At 63.6% G+C, this 8219-nt stretch carries 7 protein-coding genes; 4 read left to right on the forward strand and 3 right to left on the reverse strand.

Annotated features, from left to right (window positions below; genetic code table 11):
* On the forward strand, positions 1-307 hold a 307-nt coding region (locus J0I64_RS07190; protein WP_291406913.1), incomplete at its 5' end, for a sugar transferase.
* 12 nt (positions 308-319) lie between these two features.
* Here the strand turns inward: J0I64_RS07190 and J0I64_RS07195 are convergent.
* A complete protein-coding gene (locus tag J0I64_RS07195) occupies positions 320-1606 on the reverse strand; it encodes a polysaccharide biosynthesis/export family protein (protein WP_291406914.1) in 1287 nt (428 codons plus the stop codon).
* 202 nt (positions 1607-1808) lie between these two features.
* On the opposite strand from J0I64_RS07195, the gene J0I64_RS07200 reads away from it, so the two are divergent.
* On the forward strand, positions 1809-3323 hold the full coding sequence (locus tag J0I64_RS07200; RefSeq protein ID WP_291406915.1) for a lipopolysaccharide biosynthesis protein: 1515 nt from the start codon (positions 1809-1811) through the stop codon (positions 3321-3323).
* Positions 3320-4099, forward strand: coding sequence for a CpsD/CapB family tyrosine-protein kinase (locus J0I64_RS07205; RefSeq protein ID WP_291406916.1), 780 nt, complete (start codon positions 3320-3322; stop codon positions 4097-4099). Before J0I64_RS07200 ends, J0I64_RS07205 begins: the two co-directional genes overlap by 4 nt.
* Here J0I64_RS07205 and J0I64_RS07210 read toward each other — a convergent pair.
* Entirely contained in the window at positions 4096-5436 is a 1341-nt protein-coding gene (locus J0I64_RS07210; RefSeq protein ID WP_291406917.1) for an HlyD family type I secretion periplasmic adaptor subunit, read from the reverse strand. The two genes, J0I64_RS07205 and J0I64_RS07210, sit on opposite strands and share 4 nt — an antisense overlap.
* Positions 5429-7141 (reverse strand): type I secretion system permease/ATPase, encoded by a 1713-nt coding sequence (locus J0I64_RS07215; protein ID WP_291406918.1) that lies wholly within the window; start codon positions 7139-7141, stop codon positions 5429-5431. The genes J0I64_RS07210 and J0I64_RS07215 overlap by 8 nt, the downstream gene beginning before the upstream one ends.
* A gap of 380 nt (positions 7142-7521) precedes the next feature.
* Here J0I64_RS07215 and J0I64_RS07220 point away from each other — a divergent pair, with 380 nt between their 5' ends.
* Entirely contained in the window at positions 7522-8055 is a 534-nt protein-coding gene (locus J0I64_RS07220) for an acyltransferase (protein ID WP_291406919.1), read from the forward strand.
* The last annotated feature ends 164 nt before the right edge of the window (positions 8056-8219 follow it).

Raw genomic sequence — 8219 nt, forward strand, 5'->3', positions numbered from 1 at the left:
TGGCCCCTATCTCCGCCGCTACTCGCTCGACGAGCTGCCCCAGCTCTGGAATGTGCTGATCGGCGACATGAGCCTTGTCGGCCCGCGCCCCATGCTGACCAGCCAGCGCCAGCTTTATCCCGGCACGGCCTATTACGAACTGCGGCCGGGCCTGACGGGTCTGTGGCAGATCAGCGAACGCAACAATTGCACCTTCGCCGAGCGCGCCACCTATGACAGCCGCTACGCGACGAGCCTGACTATCGTCAATGACCTAGGAATTCTGCTGCGCACCGTGGGCGTGGTGTTCCGCGGTACCGGCTGCTGAGCAACAGCCCCCTCAGGGGCTGTTCGCCGCCACCGGCACGTCCCCATCCGCCGTAGGCAACTGTACCTGCATCGTCACCCGTACCAGATCGCCAGGCAGCAGGGTGCTGCCCTCGGTGGCGTTGACAGAGGTGGCCTTGCCGTCCTTCTCCCGCAGGATCGCGTAGACGAGACTGGTGCGCGCGGCGCGGGCCAGGGTGATGCTGTGATCAGCCTCCAGCGATTGGCCGAGCATGCGGGCCGTCGCATTCTGGTTGAGCACCAGCTTGTCGAGCCCCGCCTGCTCCTGCTGCAACAGCCCGGCCGTATTGGACTGCTGCTCATCCTGAATTCGTGCCAGGTCGCGCTGCGAGGAATTGAGGTTCTGCTTGGCGGTCATGGTGGCCACGACCACATCGAGCCGCTCGGAGCGGAGGTCGGAAAGGGCCCGCTGCACTTCATTGAGCCGCGACACGGTGGCCGAGCCGGAATTGACCAGCCCGATCATGCTGTCCACCTGCTGCTGGGCGAGGGCAATCTGCTCGTCGAGCGCCGCGCCCTTCTGCGCCAAGGCGTCGATCTCGGCATTGTAGAGATCGGCGAGTTGGATCAGGCTTGTCTGCTGCCGGTCCAACTCGTTGACATGGGCCTGAAAGATCATCTTTTCCTGCCCCATGATCTCAGCGACCAGCGGATCGCTGGCGCTGAGGGTTGAGGGGAAGGTGATTTCCTTGGCCTTGCCATATTCGGCCTGGAGCCGGGCGAGCCGCGCTCGCGAGCGCAGGATATCGGCGGAGAAGGAATCGAGGTCGGCCTGCAGCTTGATGGTCTGCGACAGGCCCGAGGTCATCTCGGCATTGCGCTCACCGCCGGCGAGGGCCATCGCCTGCACCACGGTCATGCCGGGCTGGAAGGCATATTGGCCGGGCGAGGAGACGCTGCCCACCACATAGATGGGCGGATAGGCAAGGACCTGCACGGTTGCATCGGGCGCATCAAGCAGGCCGAGCTTGGCCTGGAGGCGCTTGCCGATTTCGGCACCCAATTGGTCGGCACTCATGCCTACAACGTCGATGGAGCCCAACGTCGGCACCGTCAGGGTGCCATCGGGCCCGACATCCATATCGCCGCCCAGCGCGTCCCAGCGCTTATAGTCGCCGGTCGAGGCAACGAACTGCACGACGGTGAGGCGCAGCTTGGTCAAGGGCGCCAGCGGTAGCGGCTCGGCCTGGGCAGGCGTGGCCATGAAGGTGGAGCCCAACAGCAGTGCAACCAGCGCCAGATGACGCGAGTTGCGAAAGAACCCGGTGACTATACGCATTATCTTTGTCCGTCCGTGGTTTGGCCAAGCATTGCTCAGACTACCGCGCCCTGCCCCACGCAAGAACCACCCAGACCGGCTTAGCCCATCAGGGCTACGTAGCCTTTAGCCTCACCCGTGTTGACGATGGAGCCGCCGCACCGACCCACCCTAAGGTGGAGCGTCGGGGAAGACCCGGTGGCGCGAGCACAGGTGACGCAGCATGGACGTACTGGGCAAGATCGACTTCGGTTTCTATCTGTCGTTGTTCCTGCGGCGCCTGCCAGTGTTCCTGGGCGTCACCATCGTGGCCGCAACGATATTGGCTATGCTCACCGTAGTTTGGCCGCTCTCCTATCAGGCGACCGCCAAGGTGCTGGTGGAATCCCCGCAGATCCCGACCGACCTCGCAAAGTCCACCGTTCCGACAGGTGCCGGCGAGCGGTTTCAGATCATCCAGCAGGATGTGCTTTCGAGCGAGAACCTTCTGACGCTCGCCAACCAGTTCGGCATCTATGCCAAGCGCCCTGGCATGTCGCGCACCGATATGTATGACGACATGAGCCGACGCGTCAGCATCGTGCCGGCGCTGACCGATACCGGCAGCGGCAGCTCAGCGATGATCTACAGCATTTCGTTCACCGCTGACCGCCCCGATGTCGCGGCGAACCTCGTCAATGAACTCGTGACGATGATCCTCAACAAGGACGTACGCCTGCGCACCGAGCGCGCCTCCGACACCGTCGCCTTTTTCACCAAGGAAACCCAGCGCCTCGATGGCCTTTTACAGGGCCTCGATGGTCGCATGCTCGCGTTCAAGGACCAGCACATCAACGCCCTGCCCGAAAGCATCGACTTCCGCCGCAACCAACAGGCGGCGTTGCAGAAGCGCGTGCTCGACCTGTCCCAGGAAGAAGCCACTCTGCGCAAGCGCCAGGCGGACCTCGCGTCGCGCCCGCTCGACATTTCTGCCAGCGCCGCCACGCCCGAGGAGCAGAACCTCCAGGCGCTGCGCCAGTCGCTTGCCCAGCAACAGGCGGTCTTTGCCGAAACCAGCCCGACTATCGTGTCGCTGCGCGCGCGGATCGCCGATCTCGAGACCAGCATGGCCCACCCGCCCGCTGCCGGACCGCAGACCTCGCGCGATCTTGAAATCTCCGACATTCAGGACCGATTGGCTGCCATCGCCGCCGAGCGCACCTCGATCGACAAGACCAGCGCCGACCTGACCACTTCGATCAATCAGACGCCGGCCAACGAGATCGCGCTCAATTCCATGCTGCGCGACCACCAGAACCTGCAGGCCCAGTATGACGCGGCAATTGCGCGCCTTGCCGAAGCCTCCACCGGCCAGCAGATCGAACTGCTGCTCAAGGGCGAGCGGCTGTCATTGATCGAAAGCGCCGAACCGCCGCAGACGCCGCAGGGACCCAAGCAAAAGGTACTGCTGCTGGCCAGCGGCCTTGCCGGTCTGTTGCTCGGCCTTGCCACGGTCGTCGTTCCAGAACTGCTGAACCGCCGCATTCGCCGGCCCAGCGAACTGGTCAACCGCCTGCAGATCGTTCCATTCATCACCGTGCCGTTCATCGAGCCATCAACCCGGCGTCGTCCCCGGTTCGCCATAGGACTGGGCGCGATCGTCGCGGTTCCTGCCCTGCTTGTGGCCGTGAACGAAGCACCGCATCCGGCGCATGACAACCTGTCGGCCATCACCACTGACATCGGGAATTTGCCATGAACGTTTTTACGCCGTCCAACCAGCAGGACACCAAGGCCACCGACATTCAGGCGCCGGCGCTTGCGCCGCAGATCTGGACATCGCTGCCCAGTTTGCCGGTCGATCCCCACGAGATGGAACAGCAGCGGATCGTCTCGTTCCAGCGCCACCACCCGGCAGCCCAGGCTTTCGATATCATGCGCACCAAACTGCTCAGGAGCGCCAGTACGGAAAACTGGACTAGCCTTGGTATCACGGCGCCGACATCAGGTTGCGGCAAGGCCACCGTCGCGGTGAACCTCGCCATCAGCCTCGCCAAGCATGAGAAAATCCGCGTGGGCGTGGTCGACCTGGACCTGCGCCAGCCGCGCCTTGCCGGCATTTTTGCCCATTCCGGTCGCTATTCCATGCTCGAGTTCCTGCGCGGCGAGTGCCTCGTGGAAGACTTCTTCGTGCGGCTCGACGACAACCTCGCCATCGGGGCCAGCCCCGATACGCTCGACCATCCGGCCGAACTGCTGCACAGCCAGAGCGCTGCCGACGCGCTGACGCGCATGCGCGAGGAACTGCGCGCCGACATCATCGTCTACAACCTGCCCGCGCTGCTCGAAAGCGACGATTGCCTGGGCCTGCTGCCGCTGATGGACACCACACTGCTGGTGGTCGGCGCCGAAGAGAGCACCGTTGCCGATATCGACGTCAGCGAGCGCGAGCTGCAGGAGCAGAGCAAGTTCCTGGGCGTCGTGCTCAACAAATGTCGCTACAAGAGCGAGCACGGCACCAACTTCCAGGTCTAGTTTTCCCGGAACGTATGGCTGAAGCGCTGTTCGATCGGGCCGACGAGATAGGACCAAACGCTGCGCTCGCCCGTCTGGAAGAAGCTCTCGGCCGGCATGCCGGCAACCAGCGCAGCCCCTGCGGGCAACTTGGCCAGTTCGCTATCCGGAATATCGACCCGCACGGTGTAATACTGCGCACCGGTCACCGCGTCCTGCACCACGTCTGGCGAGATGGTGCCGACGCTGCCGGCCAGGTTCGGTGTGGTCCGTGCATCGAACGTCAGCAGTTTTACCTGAGCGGCCTGCCCCACATGGAGCTTGCTGACCTCCACGGGATTGACCCGCATGTCGAGCTGCAGATGCTCCTGATCGGGCACGATCTTCATCAGCGTATCGCCCTGCGCGATCACCCCGCCGAGGGTATGCACCCGGGATTCATGCACGGTGCCGGCGATGGGCGCTCGGATTTCGAGGCGCTGCAGGCGGGACTCGATCTCGATCTTGCGCTGCATGAGCTCGCTCACGGTCTGCGATACCTTCTGCAGCTCCGCCAGGGCGTCCGAGCGGAAGTCGCTGGTGACCTGGGCCGACTGCATGGTCAGCTCTAGAATGGAGCTTTGCGTGCCGGTGATGGAGGCCTTGACGGTCGCGATCTGGCCGGAAAGATCGGCCTCGTTGCGCTTGGAGTCATTGACCTGCTGGGCCGAGACCAGTTCCTTTTCGCGCAGCGTGCTCAGCTGGCCAAGCTGCTCACGAACCACCGAGAGCTGGCTTTCGAGTGCCACGACCTGAGCATTATAGCCCTCGATCAGCGAGTTCTTTTCTTCCACCAGCTGCTTGAGGCGATCCAGCTTGTTGTCGATGGACTGCTGCTGGGAATGCAGCAGGTTCTGTTGATCGGTCAGCACCACCGCCAGCGATGGATCGCGCGGCCAATCGGCGGTCACGGCGGGCGGGCGCAGCATGGTTTCACCCACGCTCTGCGCCGCCAGCCGGGCCTGGGTGCCGAGGTTTTCGCGCAACTGCGTCATGACCACTTCGAGTTCTGCGCGCACGGACACATCGTCGAGCTTGAGCAGAACCTGCCCCGCCTCGACCCGCTCGTTATCCTGCGCGAGAATTTCGCGGACAATGCCGCCTTCGGAATGCTGCACCTTGCGCGAGCCGCCATTGGTCGACACTGCACCATTGGCAATAACAGCGCCATCGACATTGGTGGCGACGGACCAGCCGCCCAGACCGACGAACAGTGCGGCCATGATGCCGATGCCCAGCATGGCATGACGGCGCAGGCTCCGCAGGTTCTGGTTGGGCACCTGCGCCATCGGATGGTTCAGGTTTGCGACCTTAAGCACTTTGTGTCCTGACAACTGGCTGGGGAGGAAGGGAAATCTGCTGCAATACGGTATCCTTGTTGCCGAAGGCGACCTGCCCACCATCGCGCATGAACAGCACCTTGTTGATTGCCGCTATTGCGCTGGGCCGATGAGCCACCACCACGACGATGGCGCCGCGTTTGCGCGCCTCGGCGATGGCTCTGGTCAGGGCTTGGTCACCCTCCATGTCCAGGTTTGAATTGGGTTCGTCGAGCACGATCAGGAACGGGTCGCCATAGAGCGCGCGGGCCAGGCCAATGCGCTGGCGCTGGCCGGACGACATGGCCGAACCATCCGCCCCGATCCGCGTCTCATAGCCATCCGGCAGGGAGATGATGAAATCATGCACCTGCGCGGCCGTTGCTGCCTTCAGGATGGCCTCGGTGTCGTGATTGGCGCCGAACCGGCCGATATTCTCGGCGATCGTGCCATCGAGCAGCTCGACGGCCTGCGGCAGATAGCCAATGGATCGACCGAGTTCGACCGGGTCGAAATGGTGCAGTTCCGAGCCATCGAGGCGAACGGCGCCTTCGAGCACCGGCCAGACGCCGACAAGCGCCCGGGCAATCGATGATTTTCCTGACCCCGAAAGGCCGATAATGCCAAGACCGTCGCCAGCCGACAGCTGGAAGGTGACACCGCTCACCACCGGCCCGCGCCGCGGGTCGGAGCCAGTCGACATGGCTTCCACCGAAAGCCGTTCGGTCGGCATCGGCAATTGCGTCGGGCGCGGCGGCGCGCCCTGCCAGGCCAGCACCTGGGCGAGCCGGTCCGCGGCCTGCCGGGCGCCGACAAAGGCGCGCCACTGGCCGACCATCTGTTCGATAGGCGCAAGAGCCCGCGATGTAAGCAGCGAGGCTGCGATCATCAGGCCGCCCGTAGCCTGGCCTTCGATAACGAGATAGGCGCCGAGCGCCAGCACCGCCGATTGCAGCAGATAGCGCACGCCCTTGGTGATCGAGCTATAAAACGCCGTGCGATCGGAGGAATGCTGCTGGGTCTGCGCCAGCAGGTCGGCCGAATGGCCCCAGCGATCCGTGATGGAGCCGAGCATGCCCATGGCCACGATGGATTCCGCATTGGTCTGTGCGTCATTGGTCAGGGCCGCACGCGCACCCGCCGCAGCGGTCGTTGCCTGCGCCGGACCGCGCGAATGCAATTCGTTGATCACGAGAAGCCCGGCAATAAGCAGGCCGCCGCAGAGGGCAAGCGTGCCGAGCCACGGATGCAGCAGGAAGGCCAGCGCCAGATAGAGCGGGACCCAGGGCAGATCGAGGAGCGAGATGGCGCCCGGTCCGGCGATGAAGAGCCGCACTACATCGAGATCATGCACGGGATTGGCGCGCATGCCGGGCGCACCCTGCAATTTGAGTCGGACTGTTGCGGGGAACAGGACGCGCGCCAGCCGCTCATGCACGAGCCCGCCAAGCCGGCTGGCCATGCGCGAGCGGATCCACTCGATCAGCGCGTAGAATGCGTAGAGCACCACGACGAGCATGGTGAGCGCGACAAGCGTCGATACTGAACGACTGGGCAGTACCCGGTCGTAGACCTGCAACATGAAGACCGAACCGGTCAGCATCAGGATATTTGAAGTGACGCTGAGCGCGAACAGCACACCGATATAGCCGCGGGCAGGACCGATAATATCGGTCCATGGCCGGGCGCGGGGGCCTGGTTTCATGACTTCCAATATATGCCTCTTAAGCTGGTATCGACGGCCGCTGCGTCGACCGCTGCTGTAAAGTGCTTAAAAGTGTCCCAATTAGGGTAGCCTTCTCATTAATTGATTTGTCCAGCCGCCTCAGACAATTGGGCTAGCTCCTGTTGATGACCATCACCCATCAACTAGCAGCCATGCAAACGAGCTACATCGAACAGTTTATATTTTACAGATGAAGCCGACACCATTGGCATTAACTTGCCCCAGGCTCCACATAGGGCAGATAAATCTCTAGCTCTGTTGGAAAATTGTCCGCCCCCGTAGCCCTGTTATCGTTTCCCCATTGAGCCGAATGCCGTTGGCGCCCCGCGCCGTCCCGGCCGTTCTCAGGGGTATCGACCATGTTGAAGCGGGTAGTTCTGGGTGAAGGGGCGACAGTCCATCAACCCGAGCTGGTGAATCTTTATGACTGCGTGATCGGCCCGGGCAGCAAGGTCGGCCCCTTCGTCGAAATCCAGAAGAACAGTCGCATCGGCGCGCGTTGCAAAATTTCCTCGCATTCCTTCGTCTGCGAAGGCGTGACCATCGAAGACGAAGTCATGGTGGCGCATGGGGTGATGTTCACCAACGGCCTTTATCCGCGCGCCACCAACGAGGACGGGTCGCTGCAACGCGACGGCGACTGGGAGTGCACCCCGACACGGGTGCGGCGCGGGGCGGCGCTCGGCTCCAATTCCACCATCGTGTGCGGCGTCACCATCGGCGAGAACGCGCTGGTCGGCGCCGGCGCGGTGGTGACCCGCGACGTGCCGGACCACGCCATCGTCGCCGGCGTTCCGGCCCGCATCATCGGCGACGTCAGGCACAAAGCGCCTGCGGGCGCTCATCCGGGTTCCCTGCGCAACGGCGAAGGCAGGCAGTCATGCCGGGCATAGGCGTCATCGGCTACGGCTACTGGGGTCCCAACCTCGCGCGGGCCGTGGTCGAGGTCGACGCGGTCGCGTTGCGCGCGATCGCCGATCCTTCCACTGCCGCGCTGGAGCGGGCGGGTCGTCGCCACCCCTCGGCGCGGCTCGTCACCGATTGGCGCGACCTCGTC

The organism is Devosia sp., from assembly GCF_017307565.1.
Taxonomy (GTDB): Bacteria; Pseudomonadota; Alphaproteobacteria; order Rhizobiales; family Devosiaceae; genus Devosia.